This window comes from Corynebacterium sp. LK33 (genome assembly GCF_014334955.1).
GTDB classification, from domain to species: domain Bacteria; phylum Actinomycetota; class Actinomycetes; order Mycobacteriales; family Mycobacteriaceae; genus Corynebacterium; species Corynebacterium jeikeium_D.
On record NZ_PDGU01000024.1, the window covers coordinates 221,839 to 238,565 of the forward strand.

The 16,727-nt window shown below is 54.7% G+C and carries 17 protein-coding genes and 1 tRNA gene; 10 read left to right on the plus strand and 8 right to left on the minus strand.

The features are described 5' to 3' along the window. The 3 genes from CRD20_RS08210 to bcp all read right to left on the minus strand — a co-directional run bounded on the left by CRD20_RS08210 (window position 1) and on the right by bcp (window position 3,184). Window positions 1–1,761, minus strand: a complete 1,761-nt coding sequence (locus CRD20_RS08210) for a neocarzinostatin apoprotein domain-containing protein (protein WP_187405214.1) — start codon at window positions 1,759–1,761, stop codon at window positions 1–3. A gap of 160 nt (window positions 1,762–1,921) precedes the next feature. After that, window positions 1,922–2,581 (minus strand): TetR family transcriptional regulator, encoded by a 660-nt coding sequence (locus CRD20_RS08215; RefSeq protein WP_187405215.1) that lies wholly within the window; start codon window positions 2,579–2,581, stop codon window positions 1,922–1,924. A gap of 75 nt (window positions 2,582–2,656) precedes the next feature. Beyond that, window positions 2,657–3,184, minus strand: coding sequence for a thioredoxin-dependent thiol peroxidase (bcp, locus tag CRD20_RS08220; protein WP_187405216.1), 528 nt, complete (start codon window positions 3,182–3,184; stop codon window positions 2,657–2,659). A gap of 150 nt (window positions 3,185–3,334) precedes the next feature. On the opposite strand from bcp, the gene CRD20_RS08225 reads away from it, so the two are divergent. Continuing rightward, a complete protein-coding gene (locus CRD20_RS08225) occupies window positions 3,335–3,616 on the plus strand; it encodes a DUF3618 domain-containing protein (RefSeq protein WP_005511166.1) in 282 nt (93 codons plus the stop codon). Window positions 3,617–3,865: 249 nt separating this feature from the next. On the opposite strand, the gene CRD20_RS08230 is transcribed toward CRD20_RS08225, so the two are convergent. Further along, window positions 3,866–4,777, minus strand: a complete 912-nt coding sequence (locus CRD20_RS08230; protein ID WP_083229203.1) for an NAD(P)/FAD-dependent oxidoreductase — start codon at window positions 4,775–4,777, stop codon at window positions 3,866–3,868. Window positions 4,778–5,286: 509 nt separating this feature from the next. Here CRD20_RS08230 and CRD20_RS08235 point away from each other — a divergent pair. Continuing rightward, window positions 5,287–5,562 carry a hypothetical protein gene (locus tag CRD20_RS08235; protein ID WP_187405217.1) on the plus strand — a complete coding sequence of 92 codons (276 nt, stop codon included), beginning with the start codon at window positions 5,287–5,289 and terminating at the stop codon, window positions 5,560–5,562. After that, window positions 5,563–5,820, plus strand: coding sequence for a BRO family protein (locus CRD20_RS11340; RefSeq protein ID WP_222866252.1), 258 nt, complete (start codon window positions 5,563–5,565; stop codon window positions 5,818–5,820). 531 nt (window positions 5,821–6,351) lie between these two features. On the opposite strand, the gene CRD20_RS08245 is transcribed toward CRD20_RS11340, so the two are convergent. Next, on the minus strand, window positions 6,352–6,966 hold the full coding sequence (locus tag CRD20_RS08245; protein ID WP_187405218.1) for a helix-turn-helix domain-containing protein: 615 nt from the start codon (window positions 6,964–6,966) through the stop codon (window positions 6,352–6,354). A gap of 719 nt (window positions 6,967–7,685) precedes the next feature. Beyond that, window positions 7,686–7,826, minus strand: a complete 141-nt coding sequence (locus CRD20_RS11345; RefSeq protein ID WP_370546146.1) for a hypothetical protein — start codon at window positions 7,824–7,826, stop codon at window positions 7,686–7,688. On the opposite strand from CRD20_RS11345, the gene CRD20_RS11350 reads away from it, so the two are divergent. The 7 genes from CRD20_RS11350 to CRD20_RS08280 all read left to right on the plus strand — a co-directional run bounded on the left by CRD20_RS11350 (window position 7,767) and on the right by CRD20_RS08280 (window position 15,325). Beyond that, window positions 7,767–7,898 (plus strand): HNH endonuclease, encoded by a 132-nt coding sequence (locus tag CRD20_RS11350; protein ID WP_370546144.1) that lies wholly within the window; start codon window positions 7,767–7,769, stop codon window positions 7,896–7,898. The genes CRD20_RS11345 and CRD20_RS11350 overlap by 60 nt on opposite strands. 1,036 nt (window positions 7,899–8,934) lie before the next feature. Beyond that, window positions 8,935–9,696: a hypothetical protein gene (locus CRD20_RS08255; protein ID WP_187405220.1), complete on the plus strand. Its 762-nt coding sequence runs from the start codon at window positions 8,935–8,937 to the stop codon at window positions 9,694–9,696. Window positions 9,697–10,452: 756 nt separating this feature from the next. Further along, window positions 10,453–10,764: a hypothetical protein gene (locus CRD20_RS08260; protein ID WP_187405221.1), complete on the plus strand. Its 312-nt coding sequence runs from the start codon at window positions 10,453–10,455 to the stop codon at window positions 10,762–10,764. 352 nt (window positions 10,765–11,116) lie between these two features. Continuing rightward, window positions 11,117–11,281, plus strand: coding sequence for a hypothetical protein (locus CRD20_RS08265; protein ID WP_168162074.1), 165 nt, complete (start codon window positions 11,117–11,119; stop codon window positions 11,279–11,281). Continuing rightward, window positions 11,274–12,305 carry an AAA family ATPase gene (locus CRD20_RS08270; RefSeq protein WP_187405222.1) on the plus strand — a complete coding sequence of 344 codons (1,032 nt, stop codon included), beginning with the start codon at window positions 11,274–11,276 and terminating at the stop codon, window positions 12,303–12,305. The genes CRD20_RS08265 and CRD20_RS08270 overlap by 8 nt, the downstream gene beginning before the upstream one ends. An 890-nt stretch (window positions 12,306–13,195) precedes the next feature. Next, complete coding sequence (locus CRD20_RS08275; protein WP_187405223.1) at window positions 13,196–14,512, plus strand: DUF4041 domain-containing protein; 1,317 nt, start codon at window positions 13,196–13,198, stop codon at window positions 14,510–14,512. A 123-nt stretch (window positions 14,513–14,635) separates the two neighbouring features. Then, on the plus strand, window positions 14,636–15,325 hold the full coding sequence (locus CRD20_RS08280) for a hypothetical protein (protein ID WP_187405224.1): 690 nt from the start codon (window positions 14,636–14,638) through the stop codon (window positions 15,323–15,325). A 9-nt stretch (window positions 15,326–15,334) separates the two neighbouring features. Here the strand turns inward: CRD20_RS08280 and CRD20_RS08285 are convergent, their stop codons facing one another. Together CRD20_RS08285 and CRD20_RS08290 are read right to left on the minus strand one after the other, a co-directional pair. Continuing rightward, window positions 15,335–16,009: a tyrosine-type recombinase/integrase gene (locus tag CRD20_RS08285; protein ID WP_187405225.1), complete on the minus strand. Its 675-nt coding sequence runs from the start codon at window positions 16,007–16,009 to the stop codon at window positions 15,335–15,337. Window positions 16,010–16,602: 593 nt separating this feature from the next. Continuing rightward, a tRNA-Lys gene (locus tag CRD20_RS08290) sits at window positions 16,603–16,675 on the minus strand. Window positions 16,676–16,727 lie beyond the last annotated feature (52 nt).

Here is a 16,727-nt window from a genome sequence, read left to right on the forward strand (position 1 = left end):
CTAATCGACGGACTTCTGACGGCGACCGACCAGGATGCCGGCACCGAAGATTAGCGCGCCCAGGATTGCGCCGGTTCCGGCGACTGCGGCGGTTTGGAGCGGGGAGTTGGTCGCGGCCTGCTGAGTCTGCACATCAACTTCGTCGAGGCCATTGCCGGAAGCGTTGGACTTTGCGGAAGCCTTGCCAGATGCCTTGGAGGAGCCGCTGGCCTTGGACTCTCCGGTCTTGGAGGCACCGGTCTTCACAGCTTCTTCGCGTTCCTTGGCGGAGCCGCCGACGCTGAGGTCCGTGGCCGTGTCCTGGCTGCGGTCGGAGGAACCGTGAGCAGCAAAGGTGTAGAGCGCGCAGTCATTTTCGACGCAGTTGGCGGCCGAGGTGACGGCCTCGACATTGAGCGTTGTAGAGAAGCTGCCGTCGGAGGACATCTGGGAGGTGCGCACAAACTCAGCGGCGGAGAAAGCATCAGCGTTGGTGGTGGAGAACTTGTTCTTCTCAGCCACTGCGACGTAGATGCCGTTGCCGCTGGTCTTGAATCCGCTGCCGGAGACAGTAATTGCGGTGCTGCCCGATGGGTTCAGTTCCGTGGTGGAGAGGCTTACCGACGGGGTGCCGGTCGAGGAGCTGCTGCCGTTGGAGCTGCTGGAGCCACTGGAAGCGCTGGTGCTACTCGTTCCACTAGACCCTGTGCTGCCACTGGTGCCGGAGCTTGCGCTGCCTGCGGACTGTGAGGAGCCACCGCCGGAGGGCAGGGTAGCGTCCTGCTTGGCAGCTCCGCCGGCAAACGATACCGCGGTCGCCGTGTCCTGGCTGCGGTCGGAAGAACCGTGAGCAGCAATGGTGTAGACCGAGCAAGCGTTCTGCATGCAGTCTGCCGTGCCGAACTTCGCGCTGACCGGAAGATCCACGCTGAAGCTGCCGTCGGACTTCAAGTTGCCGCGAGAGGTAGACACAAACTGGGTATCCGGGCCGAAGGAATCGGCGTTGGTCACATCCATCTGGTCATTTTGCGCGATACCGACGTAGATGCCCGGTCCAGAGGTCTTGAATCCCTTGCCTTCGACTCGAATGGTGTCGCCGCTCGGGTTCAAGTCTGAGGTCTTGGACAGGCTCACCGATGCGTTACCCCGTGACTGCGACGGTGACTGCGAGCCCGACTGTGACTGGGAGCCCGAACCAGTGCTCTGGCCACCGCTCGGTGCCGCGCTGGTGGAACCCTGTGATTGAGCAGCCTGGGAAGTAGCACCCGCCTTGAAGGTGATGGGGACCCACTGGTCATTGCTGCGGTCAGAAAGATTAGGGAACGCAGTAAAGGAGGCTACGTAGCACTGGGTGGAGGTGCAGTCGACATCGCCAAAGCTGGTCGCGACCTTCATCTCCTGCGTAAAACTTCCGTCAGCGCCGACTGTCACCTTGGCCGCTTCGCCGTAGGTCGAAGGGTAGCCCGACTTTGGCTTCTCGATTGTCTGGGCCAGGTAAATATTTGCGTTAGCGGGGTAGCCGACTCCCTTGATGGTCACGGTGGCGCCGTCGGACAAATCGGTGGCAGGGGTCACAGAGAGCTGGCGCTCAGACTGATCGGTGCTACCGCCGAGAAGGTCGCCGATGCCGGGGAGCGAACCGCCGAGCTGTCCAATCGATGGCAGTGACTGTGCCGATGCGGGGACTGCGGGTAGGAACCCCGTACTCACTACGATTGCCGAAGCTAGAACAATAGAGCGGGGAAGCAGGCTCCGTCGGAAAGCGCCCTGCGTCGTGGACATGTGAACCTCTGATTCTGTTTGGGAGTTCCGGCGCAGGCGCGGCGAAAAACAGGGAACCCCACCGCGCCGACCAGAGTAAAGCTATAACTAAGGCAAGCCTACCCTCCGTGTATTGGTAAGGGCAATAAATGCCCCTGCCGAGGTGGGCGAGGGGCGCTCTCTAGTCTGTTGCCTCTGCGACGCTCATGAGATAAGAGATTGTCATGCGTTTGATTTCCTGCACCGTCAGCTCGTAATGAGCTTCCCGCTCAGCATCGCTTCCCGGATGGTCCACCGCATAATTCAGCAGGGCGTACGTGGCGTTAATCATGAGGTCGGAGATGAAGTTCAGTTCCGCATCGCTTGACGACGGCACCAGCGGGCGCAGCACCTTTGAAATCTCGTTGACCAGGCGTGACTTCGTATCTTCTGCGGTTGCGCGTGTGGCGGGCGTTGATTGAACAGCCAGCCATACGGCTCTTCTAGAAACGTCCTCGCGCCAGAGTTTTGCCAGGTGATCGATGAACTCCGAGAGAAACTCCGGCCATTTCAAGGTGGGGACTGTTTCTCCGAAACGTGAGACTTCCTCGATGACGGCCTCGGTGTCCTGACGGTCGAGCTCGCAGATCATCACATACTTGTTTGCGAAAAATTGGTAGAGCGTGCCAATGGGGATATCTGCGATGCGAGCGACTTCGTCGAAAGTGAAAGACTCAAACCCGTGCTCGATGAGCACTGTGCGTGCCGAGCTGAGCATGCGTGCGTACCGCTCTCGGCTGCGTTGCTGAGCCGGAGTGCGACGGGGACGAAGAATGTTCGGTGCGTCCTGGGATTGAGTCACTACTACGAAACCGTCTAATCGGGATGATGTGGGATGAGAGTTTGGGACCGGGGTCAGAGTAGGCCTTGTGGCTAGTTAGCTTTCGGAAGCCTGTGATTCCACGCCCAAATCACGCAGTACGCGCTGGACGTGACCCTTGGCACGAACGTTGTACCAGGCCTTTTCAATTTCGCCTTCGGAATTGACCAAGAAAGTCGAGCGGATGACACCCTGGACAATCTTGCCGTAGTTCTTCTTCTCGCCGAAAGCGCCGAACGCGGTCATGGTTTCCTTGTCCGGATCGGACAGGAGGGTGAAGCTCAAGCCGTGGTCCTCACGGAACTTTGCGAGTTTCGCCGGCTTGTCCGGAGAAATACCTACGACAGGAATGCCGGCATCATTCAGGGCTGCGGATTCATCGCGGAAGTCGCATGCCTCAGTGGTGCAGCCTGGAGTGTTGGCCCGCGGGTAGAAGTAAATCAGCACGGGCTTGCCCGCGTAGTCCGACAGAGAAACCTGCTCTTCGGCGTCGTTGAGAAGAGTAAACGCTGGGGCAGGATTGCCAGGTTCCAGTCGGATGTTGTTCTGGCCGTATTCTTTGTCGCTGGAGGAAGAAGTAGTCATGGCTTAATCGTATCGACTCTGGAGCGGTGCGTGGCGACTCTGAAGCAATGCGTTGAGTTTTTCCCCGTGCTCGCCCACGTTGCTGTAGTGGAAGTGTTAGTCTTTTAGGCGAACAATCACTTTAGATATTCAACTTTTTAGGGAGTTTACGTGGCTCGCAGCATTGAAGATATCCAGCGCGATATTGAGCGTAACCGTAACCAGCTCGCCCGTACTCTGGATGAGCTAACCGTGCGAACGAATCCGAAGAACGTTGCGGATGACGCAAAGACCCGCGTTCTCGATGCTCTGAATGAGCCGAAGGTGCAGGCAGCACTGGGTGTCGTTGCCGCACTTGTTGTTGGCGGCATCGCAATGGGCATTCGTCGCAACCGTAACCGCAGCAAGGAAATCGACCGCATTCGCGAGATGATTGAGACTGCTGCTAAGTAGTTTTTCGGTAGTTAGCGCACGCGCTTCGGGTAGTTACCTGGGGCCGTGCGCTTTTGCGTATTCGCGCATGGAGTGGAGAGATGTTATTCCGACGATTCGCACTTGCTCTGCTGAACTCCGTGTAGGCAAGAGTGCTTTTAGTTGGTTCTCGATTCTGGGAAAACATGCCGTACAACCGTGTGCCGCTTTTGAATTAAGAGTCGTTTCCGAATACCCAATAACGCAAGGCAGCAACCTGCGGGTACGCCCTTACGAAAGCAGTGACTGTAGATGGTCATCGAACATTGCCTGGTCGATGGCTATTGCTACAGCAGCTCCAGCCCCTACGGCTTGAGACACTTGATCAGGAGAGCTCACGACATTGCCGACAGCCCAGATGCCAGGCTCGGAGGTTTTGCCACTTTCTACCTTCACCCAACCATTTGAAACAGCGCAACCCGCTTGACGCAGTAGATCATCATTTGGAATGAATCTCGGACCGGTGAAACATGCTTCGAAGCGAGTCCGCCCCTCATGCGAACTGATTTCTACACTTTCGTTGTCATCCGGCACTGCGACGACTGACTCGACAGAGGCGGTGACAATAGATACGCCGCACACATTTAGTTGTTTGTACTGACTGGTAGGCAACTCCATTCCATTGAGAAATAGTGTTACTGAGCGTGCCCATTTGGTTAGAAGGCAGGAGATTCGATATGTGAATTCTGGGTTCTTACCACCTACGATGGCAATATTCTTTCCTTGGATTTCGTAGCCGTGGCAGTAAGGACAATGAAAAACACGTTTCCCCCAGAGTTCCGACAGGCCGGGAACCTGAGGTAATTCGTCGGTAATTCCTGTTGCAACAAGCACATTGCTAGCAGAAACTCCCATTTCGTTTGATAATTCTGCAGTCCAAGTTCCGTTGGGCTTTTTGGTCAGTTTTTTGACGTGCCCCCGAGTGATGGTTCCTCCGAAAGATATGAACTCTTGGTGCCCTCTTGTGAGGAGTTCTAGCGGATTGACCGCATCAGCCCCCAGTATTCCGTGAGCGTGTTCGCTAAAACGGTTTCTAGGGTTCCCGTCGTCGATTATGCAGACGTTACGGTTGGCTCGTGCGAGATTAATACCAGCAGCTGTGCCTGCAGCGCCTCCTCCTACGATAAGAACATCAAAATTCATGTAGGAAGTCCCCTTTTATGTCGTTGCCATTCCGATCCTGCAGAAAACGTTTGCACACCATGAGTGGGCTAGCAACTACTGGGAGAGCATCTCAAGAAACATTGGCAATGTATCCGGACGATGACGGATTCAACTAGCCAGTTCTTTTGCAACGTGGGAACTAGCAGGGCATAAAAGGCGATTATGGGGTTAAGTAGCAAAACTGACAATCCGAAAACTGACAAGCCCAAAACTTGCGGGCTGCACGTGTGGGTACGGGCTGCAAATGTGAACCTGTGCGCGTTTATGGCGCCTGCGCTTGTTGTGCAACAAAAAGACCGGGAGGGTATTTCTACCTTCCCGGTCTGTATTGTGCGCCATCAGGGACTCGAACCCCGAGAGGTTTTAAGTCACTATCAGACGCGCATCAGCGCAGGTAAAAGCGTTTTTAGCGGGTTCTCTGTTCTAGGGAAAACAGTAGCACACAGCCGTGTGCCCAATTTGTGCCCAATTACAGAGAGGTAGAGGCAATGAAGATCGCAATCCGGGACATGATGAAGCATGAGAACATCACGCTGGCAGACGTGGAAGACGGTCTCATTATTGAGATTGCAAGCACCGTTCACGCCCGCATTCATGACGGTGTTCTGTTCGCGTCCTTCGATGCTGAAGCGAGCCCGAAGGCGGTAGGTATGTCCGTATGGCAAGAGGTTGTCCAACACACTGGGGCAGCTCTTAAGTTCGAGGCGGTTCTTGATTCGCCTGATTATCCTTCGGGCAAAGAATTTATTGCTTGGTTGTCGTGATTGCGCTGGGAACGAGGTAGAGATGGTGTCGGTACTACCGACACCATCGACCGTATTACCAGGTCACAAGGCGTAACAGGGTGTAACTTCCGAGTCGTCCTAGAAGACGGAGAGCCTTGGTTCGTTCTCAAGGACGTGTGCGACGTTCTGGAGCTCAAACTCCCGCACCGAGCAGTAGACAGCCTGTCCGAAGATGACCACTGTACTACAGGGGTCGCCGACCGTTTGGGCAGGTCACAACGGGTAACACCCCACTAGAGATCGTCCGTAGGGACGTGTGCTAATCCACGAAACGCCAGCGCCCGACTGGATAAGGGTGTCTGTACTGTGGACACCCCTGGCGGGCAACAACGAGCCGCCTTCGGGTGTTTCGGGGAGCCGGTTTGGGAGAACCCCCGGTGATGTTGCAGATTCGTGGTGCCCACCCGTTTTTAGCCGATTTTGCGCGTCTCTGACCTGCATAAACGCAAAGCCATTTTCGCTGTACGCCATTCTAAGCGATTTTATAACCCTCCCGAGGGTAAATACATGGGGAAGGGTGTCTCAACGCTTTAGAATCGATTATAGGGCTTCTTTCTAGGAGGTTGTTGTATTTAGGTTTATTGAGGTTGATCCGGGGCGTGTTGTTGTGATGCGCGCCCCGGGTGCTAATCGTGGGTCGGAGACTGAGCAGGCTATCCGGGGCCGGGTGGCTGTTCGCTTGGAGGGGCGGATGCGCTCGTTGAGGAGTGCGAGCGGGTTGCTTAGCCTATTGCCCCTAAGCGTTTGAGGCTCAGGGGGGTGTTGTGACTAAAACACTGCGAAGAGGATTAGCAGGAACACGATCACCGCGACGATGAACCAACCCGCGCTTAGTTCGTTGTTTGTGGTTGGCTGTTGTTTAGGGGTTGGTTTTCTCGAGGGTGTAGCTGCTGCTCTTGTTGGTGGCTTGTTCGTTGGCCTAGTAGGTGGTTTGGGCTTCGGAGCTGAGGAGGTGTTCAGCTTCGGGGTTGCTGCTCGATTAGTTGTCTGTTGAGTAGAGCGTTCCGGTGAGGGTTGTTGCGCCTCTTTCCGGTCTTTGTAGACGGTGGTGGTTGAAATCCCTAACTCTGCTGCTATTTCCTTAGCTGTTTTGCCTTCGTTGAACAGTTGAACCACCCGTTCGCGCCGGGCTTGTCGTTCTGCTTGATACTGCTCGTAGTTGTAGGCGAGAGCTTCGGGTGCTAGACGGTGTACGAGGTCTTGTTGTTCGTCGCACTGTCGTTGCAGTTTCTTGAGCCTGTTCCATTCGCGTTGTGGGACTGATCCAGGGTTTTGGTCGTTTCTCCGGTAGAGAGAATCTGCGTATTTGGATTTAACTCCTCGGAGTCTCCAAAGTTCCTTTTCTGCTGCTTGATGCTCGTCCCACGGGTTTAGCTTGTTCATACAAACTAGTCTAGATTGTTTTGCTCCGGTGGTGAGTAGCATTCAAACAGGTTGAGGTTGACGCTCTCCGGAGGGGTTCCCTAACGGGCAACTGTCTTATCGAGTGTTTCTTCAGGCATTCGCAAGCCTTTTAGCTAGTGATTTTGGTCACTTTTAAGGTTTGAAGTGTCGCCATTCTGTAGAAGTGACACCTATATAGTAAGTGAGAGGGATTTTAGAAGAATTCTTGAAACAGAGTATCGGAGGAATACCAGAACGCCACCTATCTATATAGTGAGAGGGATTTGTGGTTGTTGTATAACGGAATGGTAACAATTCTTGAAATATCACCCTAGAGTGGGGGTATTTTAGAAGATTAGGTGTCTGAAAAGTAGCAAAATGACACGTATATATATAGTGAGGGGCGAGTGAAACGAGCCCCGAACGAACCTCGTTCTTCACTCGGTTCTTATCGGAACCGGGGAGCTGAGAGCTCCCCTCTCTTTCACTCACCAGTAAGAGCCGGCCAACAAAGGCCGGCGATCTTCTTAAACAAGAACGCGGCCCTCGGGGGCCGCTCTTACTTACTAAGTAGACCGAGCCCCTAAGGCTCGGGCAACGTTCGCAAGCTCACTCATTCGCTTGCTCACTACGTGACCAGGAGGTTTAAGTCTCCGGTGACTAAATGGTATTCGAGTGACCGAAGAAAGAGACTGCCTCCTGATTGGAGGCACCGGAGATTAAGAGTCCTCCGGAGAGATCGCTGGCGGTGCCAGCTCAAGTCCTTCGGGTGCCTTGAAGAGGCAACCGAGGTAGATCACATCGTCCGAGGAGACAATCACTCCGAGGACAATCTGCAAGCCGTCTGTTCGGCTTGCCACAAGAAGAAGACGCAGACCGAAGCCAAGGAGGCCTCGGCTGCTAAGAGAGCCGTAGACACACACCTCTGCTAAGGATGCTCGAGACTATCGAGTGTCGTTAGGGGAGATGGCTAGTCCCCAATGCCGGGTTACTCAGTAATCCATTCAGACATCACCGGTGTCTGACCTTCTGGTGATTCTAGGATTTCGCCCTTGGTTTAACGAGCACCAAGGGCGTTTTCCTTTTCGCCATGTTTTATAACGCTATACCCGCTCAGCCACCGCAAGGAGGTGACAGTAATACAGGATCGACACGCAACCAGGTATGCCTCCGGAACAATCAAGGCCACTCAGGATCTAGCTAACTCCAGGTATCGAGCCAGACAGCGAATCATGCGCCGTTGGATCGACGATGTAGCCGACAAGCTCGATATTACAAGAGAGGAACTGCTGTGCTTAGAGCCTGATCTGGTCTCTCAATTGCTCAGGCATCTAGCACGAGAGCGTCCCGACGCGGCTACGGAATCTCGCTAGTAATTCATTCACGACCAAAGGAAAAAACTTGGACTATATCCCGTTAAACGGTGCGAAAGTCACCGAGAGAGTTGCTCGCGCCCTCAGCTCTCGAGCAACCAACTATCACCGAGCCCCCTCCGCTGCCTCAGTCCTGCAAGAAGCACTGACTGATACAGCACCGGAGCCCGAAGCTCCGGAGCGGACAACAACCACCACCGGAGCTTTCGTCGATTCACTCGAATCTGTTCAATCAGCCGTAGACCTGTCTCAGGGATCCTTCGGTGCAATTCCCGATCGAACAGGAGATCCGCTGCTCGAGAGTTTGCAGAGTGTGCTGTACCGGAGGCGATAAGTTGACCGAGGTACTCGTTCATACACCTTCGGCCAGAGTCGAATACAGCCACCGGGACAATTCACTCACCGTGGTTGTGAACTCGGAATACATTCCGCCGAGGCTGTGTCAACAGATCGGATGTTTCACTGCTCGGCACAATCTGAAACTGGTCTACTGCCACACAGACCACAACCAGGTTCATCGAATCTACTGCCCTTAGCGCTTGCTAGGGGCTTTTGTTTTGCCCAAAATCACCGAATCCCCAAGGAGGATTTACTCATGTTTAACCCGAATCACACTGTCGATACCGTGCGCCACTGGGGTCTGAAGAACCCGAAACAGATTGAATCACTGCTGAATGCACTGAATGCAGTTGAGGAAGCAGGTACTGAAGCGCCGGAACTCGACAAGGTCACCGATCCAAAGCAGGCAGCGCAGCAGGTTCTACGTCTTGCAGAATGGAAGAGCTCTCAGGGCGATAACCTCACCGAGGCTAAGACTCTTGCTCGCCATAAGATTTCCAACGCTATTGAAGACGAATTAGAAGACATGATCGACTTCTACCTTCAGCAGCTCAACGACGGTCTTGCCGAGAACGTCGAAACATACAGTGATGCGGTCTTCGAGCTTCCCGCTGAGTTCTCCGCTGAGGACGTAATGAACTTTAGTCCAGAGGTCTTTGCTGCCTACCAGACTGCTAAGGCCAGCGCTGCACACCTTAAGTCTGTTATCAACCTCGTTCAGACTCTGGGGTCTGTTGTACCTAGCCAGAAGAACTTGCTCGTACCCGAACCGCTGTTCCTGTTGGTCGAGCCGACCAGCCTCGAGACTTACTACTACCTCTCCGGTGTGGACGATTCTTCCAGCTCGGCTCAGCAGGCAGTGCTGCCGATGTTGGCAAAAGCACTCGAGCACGGTGCCAAGGTAGAGCTAAAGACTCCGGAAGAGGCGCTCGAAGTAGTAGCCCACTGGGAAGAACAGCGTGACCTGCTGTCTGCTCAGGCTCACCGAGATCTGCTCGCAGCAGTCCGCAACTGGTAGCCCATCGGTGACTAATAACCAGGGCAGGTAGGCCAACAGGAAACGGGCTTGTTCGAGCCGACCCCGGGATGTATGGGGAGCCCGTCCGTAGATATGTCTCGAAGCTGCATCGTTAAGAGCCTTCGTCTTCTGTTGCTCGCTGGTGACGGTGCGGCAACGTGTGAGCGTCTTGGGCAGTGGAGTGTTTAGGTAGGGGATTCCCCTACGGGTATGGAGTATGCCCGGCTACCTAGGCCGGGGTAGCTAGGGGATGCCCCGCCCCGGGGTAGGGTGCCCGGGGCGTGCCGGGGAGGGCTAGGCACCCCGCTAGGCAGGCTAGGGCGCTAGGCGGGTATGCGCCCGCTAGGGAGGCGCGCTAGGTCGCACTAGGCAGGCGCGCGGGCTAGGCAGGTTCTGGCTTCTGTCCTACGGACTTTGGTACCCCTCAGGCAAGAGTCTGTTGGCATCTCTTGGCAGCGTCGTTGCTGCGTAATGCACCGGTCTCGGTTTTGGTTTTGCCTATCGAGATTCAGAGGTCGGCACCTCGGGCACCCAGGGGGCATACCCTCGCCCCGTCTCCTAGCACCGCCCGTGACTGCGCCCGCCCGGCTTTATGCGAATCCCAAACTCCATTTTTAGGAGCTTGCCGATACTGAATCGCCATTACAGGAAAGGAATTACTAATCAATGGAACCACTTCCGCTACAACTGCACAGCTATGAGCCACCGGCTCCTCCTAAGGTTCTCCAGAACCGAGGTAAGGAGCTTTGGCAAGAAATGACCTCGGTTTTCGACTTCACAGGGGAACCGGGAAAGTATGCCATTCTCGAGCGTGCTTGTCGTACCGCTGACACGATCGAGCAACTCGAAACAGCGATGGAGGGACAGCAGTTCACTGTAAAAGGCTCGATGGGGCAGGCGGTTATTAACCCGCTCATTGCTGAGGCACGAGCTCAGACCAACCAGCTCGATAAGTTGATCAAGTCCCTCAATCTTCCTGAGACCTCGGAAGAGCAGCTAGCGCAAAAGGCCAAGCTGTCGGCTGCTGGTCGTACCGCAGCACGGGCTCGACACAACACCTCGAGGTGATTCGGTGACGATCAGAACCAACGCATCACCGGCGCTACTGCCGTCTCCCGAGATAGTGGCTGGCTACGTTCATCCCGACTTCCACCGCTTGCCGTCGAATTACAGCGAATACACCAGAGTTTATGTTCCGGAGCTACAGGCTCACGTGGACTTTCTGGTGTCGCGCGTCGGAGCCGTTAACGCACTAGAGGTAGCCGATCACCTCGGTACCGGGCTTCGCGATTGGATTGTTCGATTCGGTAATCGGCCGCTCTAAGCCACACTCAAACAGCTCGGCTACCGCTGTCGGGGTTCCGATACCGGATTAGTACAGCTGCACCGGGCTAAAGAAACAATCATCAGAAAGGACACCATGACCGACAATCAGCGAAAGCATCCGTGGATTGAGACTAAAACCAGTTCGAAGGGGCAGTGCCACACAATCCGTATCCCCGGGTATTCTCGGAAGATCTTTATGAACACCGAAGAGCTTCGAGCTCTTGCTACCGCTATTGAGCAGGTGATTACGCTTGACTAGTACTAGCCACGACCGCGTTAGCGGGGATCTGATTGACCCCGATGGCAATCTGACAGAGCTCGGAGAACAAGAGTACGGGCGGCACTTAACCGGTGCTGTCTCTCTGTCTGCCATGAAGCCGGTAGAAGCTAAGGACTTCTGGATTATCGAAGGCATTCTAGCCCGTTTAGGAACGACGTTCGTTTACGGACAATCGAAGATGGGCAAGTCATTCTTGGTCGCTCAGATTATTGATGCTGCACTCTCTGGTAATGATCTGTTCGGGCTTACCAGCTTTGACAGCGTTTCCAAGGTGCTGATCGTCGTTACCGATGCTGGAAGCGATCTTGAATACAAGCTCCGGTTGGACACTCTCGGAGCTGACACGGATCGGGTGGATATTAAGACAGTGTCGGGTGAGCTCGATGCTGACGATTGGAATCGTTTGGCTCGGGGTGTGGCCTTCTCAGGCTACGGTCTGGTGGTTGTCGATCATGCCACCGCTCTGGTCGATGGGGATATGAATCAACGAGAAGGCTGGAGGGATCTGTTCCTTCGTCTCCACGATCTCGAAGTTCCCTCGGTGCTTGTTGGGCATTCCACTGATTCGAGGTTCGAAGGTAAGCAAATTAAGCGTCCCGCTGGTAACGCTGCGGTGACTCAGTTTGCCCGTGCAAGAGTCTTTCTTAGTTCACCGGGTGGCACCGTGAATGAGGAGAAGAGAGTTCTAGAGTTCACGTCGAACAATGCCCGAGTAGAGCCGATTGAATGTCTCCGAAACGAGGACGGTTTTCTCACCGTCGATGGTGGGGCAGCGGTTTCGAGCCAAAATCGAAGCAAAGAAAAGGTTGATGCTCAGGAGCGAATGATTGAGCTTGCCCTAGGGCTGCCAGCCGGATTAAGCCAGAAGGCAGCTTGTGAGCGAGTTAGTCGTGCGTTGGCCTCCGAGAGGATCCATCTCGAGGCCGGTACAATCCGCACTCGGCTCAATAAGGTAGAGACAATCACCTGGAGCAGGTCTGAGGGGCGATATTTGCCGAAGTAGTTTTGTACTAGTTTTGACCTTGAAAGTAGTACAAAGCACTGCAAAACCGCAGGTCAGAGGTTTGTACTTTGTACTTGTACCCCCTTATATATCCCCGTTACAAAATACAATTCTAACGGGAGGCCTTCAGCCTCCCTTTCTTCGGGATAGTAAGAACCAAGGGCTGCTTCTTGCAGCCCGGTCGTGAGAAAGGAGCGACAGAGCTCCGTTCACGATGGTTCGAGCCCCTCTTGCTTATTGCGCCGGGGCTCTCACTCTCGTTAATCAGTAGCGGCCTTTTGGAGGCCGTGTACTTAGCAAGTTGTGTAGGAGGCAACCTCCGGGGTTGCCGTTGAGTGTGTGGCAGCCCTTCGAGGGGGCTGCTCTCGACTGGTCGAGTCCGAAGCCGAAGAGCGTAGGGCTCACCTCCGCTGAGAGCTCCGGTGGGGTAGAGCATTGAGGAGGCAATCAGTCTCCGAGGTGCTCGTTCCCGGCGTAGGTGTCAGTCACCGGAGCCGGTTGTACTTGTTCTGAAGGGGGCGGAGCAACAAAAGCGTAGTCCCCTGAAGAGGTAAGCGAGGGTCTACTCAGACCTCGGAGATCTTCGTAGCCCCATTGATACCCCGGTGAGCCGGGCTGTCTAGCTCCGATGACAAGCACCGCTGAAGCGGCGCTCTGGCTGCTAGAGCTCCGTTGTTCTAGCCCCGGTGGACTCGAGCCAACGTCGAGCAGCCCGGCCTGCGAGAGCTCAGGCCAGTGGAGTAATTAGCCCCGGTGTTGTAGCACCTGGGGGGCAGTCGATTCGTAGTGGTTGGAGAAAAGGTGGGATGCTGTGTTTGGGCTTCGGCGATGCGGCACGCGATTCGTACCTAAGCCCGGTGACGGTTCTCAGCTAATAGAAGAGGTATCGAATGTTTGGCAGTGCGGCTAAGAAAGAAAACGTCCAATTAAAGCAGCAGATTGTCGAGATGCAGCAGTTCATCGCTGGCTTGCAGCAGCAGGTTGCAGGATTGCAGTACGAGGTGTCGAGCCGGGCTCAGTTCTTGGAGTCCATCGGTGGCGGGGATGTTGCATTACTTAATCAGAAGCGTGAGGAGTTCAAAGCCGAGATAGCGCAGCTCGAAACAACAAAGGGCGCACTGCAAGCCGAGATTGAGAAGCTGAAGGCCGAACGGAAGGAGGCCGAGAAGAGCCTTATCGAGGTTCGGGACGAGATCAAACTCCAAGAAAATGGACTGTACTACTTTGAGAATCCTGCTGAGGATTCAATCCGCTACGAGGTGCAGCTGTCCGAAGTTCGGCAGGCTGCCAAGCAGATGGTGAAGGACAAGACGGCGGTCTTGGTATCCCAGAACTTTACGTTTAATGACTCGAAAGCCAAAGGTAAGTCGTTTACCAACAATTTGTCGAAGCTGGCTTTGCGCTCTTACAACGCAGAGGTAGAAAACGCGATCACCAAGCTCAAGGCTGGCAATCTGAAGACCGGCATTAATCGTCTGGAGAGAGCTTTTACCGAAGCTGGTCGCCTTGGGCAGCTGATGGAGTTGCGAATCAACCCCAAGTACCACCACCTACGATTAGAAGAGCTCCGCCTTGCTGCTCAGCACCTCGAGGCTAAGAAGGCCGCCAAGGAGGCCGAGAAAGAAGAGCGTGCTCGACTGCGAGAAGAGCGAAAAGCTCAGGCTGAGATGGAAGCAGAGCGTAAGCGACTGCTGAAGGAAAAGGCTCACTACGAAAAAGCTCTGGCTGCTCTGATGGCATCTGGAAGGACGGACGAGGCCTCCGAGCTCGAAGGCCAACTCGAAGAGATCAACAAGGGAATTGAAGACGTCGATTATCGAGCTGCAAACATTCGAGCTGGTTACGTCTACGTAATCTCGAACGTCGGTAGTTTCGGTGAGAACATGGTCAAGATCGGTCTAACCCGAAGGATTAATCCGGAAGACCGAGTAAGGGAACTCGGAGACGCTTCTGTGCCGTTCAATTTTGACACTCACGTAATTCACTTCTCCGATGACGCGGTAGGGGTCGAGGCTGAACTGCACCGACATTTCGCAGATCGCAAGGTGAACTTGATCAATACCCGGCGTGAGTTCTTTTATGCCACACCAGCGGAAGTTAAAGAAGCGCTCAAAGAGATCGAAGGCAACGTACTCGAGTACCGAGACGAGGCCGATGCTGAGCAATATCGAGCCAGTATCGCGCTGAGGAAAGAAGCGAACGTGTAACAGCAAGTCGTCGAAGACGGGCTCTCGAAATTCGAGGGCTCGTCTTTTTGTATGCACAAAAGCCCGTTTATTTAGAGGACATGTTCAGGTTTGACCTGGGCAGTCAATAGAAAGAAGGAAAGTATGTCAAGAATCAAGCCAGAACTGAAAGCCTTACAGGAGTTCTACGCGCTCCAGGGAAAGAAAGTCTGCAACACCTGTAGCGACGTTTTGGAACTCACTGCTACCAACTTCACCCCGGACAAGAAGGGAATCGGTGGTTTTATGTCCCGCTGTCGACGGTGTACCAACGCAGCAGCCCGTAGACGGGCTAAGAGCGGGTACGGCTTCGGATACGCCTTGGAGAATGGATACGAGCGAGCCGAGAAGCTGGGGCGTAGACGATACCGAGTCACCGAAGCCCGGTTGGTGAAGTACCTCAAGAATAAGCGGAATCACGATCCGGCAAGATGCTATTACACCGGGGTGGAGCTTCAGGCCAAGGACAGGGATGACAAGTTAACCTATCGGAACTTGGAGCACGTAGTTCCGTTGTGTCAGCCGCGATCAATGCACCGGGTTGGCAACATCGTTCCGAGCAGTGCAGCGTTTAACCAGTGGAAGCGGGATAGCCGGGCTGTCACCGCTGTCCTAGCTGCTCCTGAGGAGTTGCAGGCTGTGTCTTGCTACTTCGGTGCGGTAGACGGATTCGCCGGGACTGACCGGTTCGGTAACCCCGATGTGCCGGGGCAAATGATTAGCTGGCAGGCCAACGACTGCACCAATCCGCCTCGAGAGCTCGGGCTAGAAGAAGCCCGAGCAATCCTAGGCTAGGTCGCGTCACTAGTCTGACAAGTCCAACGATGACATGAGAGTTTTCGGCCTTGATTGTCTGGCTCTCATGTAAGTGTTGACGATCGTTGAGACATCCTCTTGCCCGAGTATGGCACCAATCTCTCTAGGAGTTGCACCGGCTTCGGCAAGCCGGGTGATGAGGTACACACGCCCGTAATGGGGTGTGAGATCGTCTTCAATCCCGGCTTTATCCTTGGCTCGATAGAAGATTGACCTGTACGACGTATCAAACACCGCAGCACCGTTGTCGGTCTCGGTTGCGTAGCCCTCCGGTCGTGGCTGATACGTGGCTAGATGCTCAGTAACGATGTGCTGAAACTCTGGCATGATCGGTACGGTTCTGTAGCCCGCTTGTGTCTTGGGCGGGTGGAGTTCCATCTTTACACCACCTTTGCCGTTCGGCACTCTGGCTAGGGTTCCTTCGATTATCACCTTGTCCGGAAAGACGTGTTTGCCGTGCAAGGCTAGGGCTTCACCCAACCTAAGGCCGTGGAAGAGGCACAACGCCGTAATGAGCTTGTAGCGGTGCGGAACGTGTTCAAGGATTGCCCGAAGCTGTTCAGTGGACGGTAGTTCCTTCCGCTTGCTCTTTGGTCTGCGAGACGCAACCCGAACGTGAACCGGGTTCGACGTGAGATAGCCGTATTCGACAGCCAGATTCATGATCGTTCGGAGCTTTTGATACGCCCGGTGATTTCGGTAAGCGGTATCGGGAAAAGCTTCTACGGTGTCCTGCCACCACCCGGCAACCTTGCGAGGGGTTAGTTTATCCACCGGGGTAGAGGAAAGCCGTTCGTGCCCCAAGACTCGGAGGCCTACCACTTCCTTGTAAGCCCGGAGGGTGGAGTTTCGGATCCCCGGCGCGATTAGTTGAAACCAGTGGTGTGTGAGCTCACCGACCGTAGGGACAGTTTCCTTTTCGGTGTTTGGTGACTCCCAAGCGCCAAGGTCGATCGCCTTCTTGTTTTCGGCGAGCCATGCAAGCGCGCTTAGTTTGTCCGGAAACGTGGATCCGTATCGTTTGCCGTCCGGTGCGGTGTACCGAGCTTGGTATCGCCCGCTTTTCAGTAGTCGTAAACTACCGAAGTTTTGTGCCCAATTCGTGCCCAATGTGTGCCCTTAGAGGTCATTTCCCAGGTACACGGGCGGTTAAATGTACCCCGGGATGTGTTACTGTGGAAAACGCCCTGAACAGGGAGTTACCTCTAAAACGCCAAAAGTCAGACAGTAAAAACACTGTCTGACCTGGGCTTTCGTGCGCCATCAGGGACTCGAACCCCGAACCCGCTGATTAAGAGTCAGCTGCTCTGCCAGTTGAGCTAATGGCGCTTACTGTTTCCTGCTTGGTGCTCTCTGTGTGAGCTCCTCGCCGGCAACGAGA